Annotated in this window: 1 protein-coding gene; it reads left to right on the forward strand. The window is 68.8% G+C overall.

Features of this window, described 5'->3' with window-relative positions; translation table 11 throughout:
• Positions 1-449: class I SAM-dependent methyltransferase (locus tag ACLBYB_RS32770; protein WP_447701375.1), on the forward strand; the 449-nt coding region annotated here is incomplete at both ends.

Raw genomic sequence — 449 nt, forward strand, 5'->3', positions numbered from 1 at the left:
CTCGCCCGCACCGCGAGCGTCGCGTATCTGGGCCTCGACGTCGTCCAGGACCTGCTGGACTACGCGAAGCGCCGCTGTCCCAGGGACTACCGCTTCGCCCGGAACACGGCGCTGTCGCTGCCGGTCGCCGACGGCAGCGTCGACCTCGTCTCGGCCTTCAGCGTGTTCACGCATCTCCTGCACACGGAGTGCTACATCTACCTGGAGGAGATGCACCGCGCCCTCAGGCCCGGGGGCCGCGTCGTGGCCTCGTTCCTCGAGTTCAGCATGGCCTCGCACTGGGGCGTCTTCACCAAGACGGTCGGCGAGCAGCGCACCAGCACGGTGCCGCACCTCAACACGTTCATCGAGCGCAGCGTCTGGCAGACCTGGGCCGACCATATCGGCTTCGACAGCGTGACGTTCCTCGACGGCACGGCGGCGCCGTGGCCGTCGGGCGTGTATCTGGG

It is taken from the genome of Methylobacterium sp. D54C, assembly GCF_053345595.1.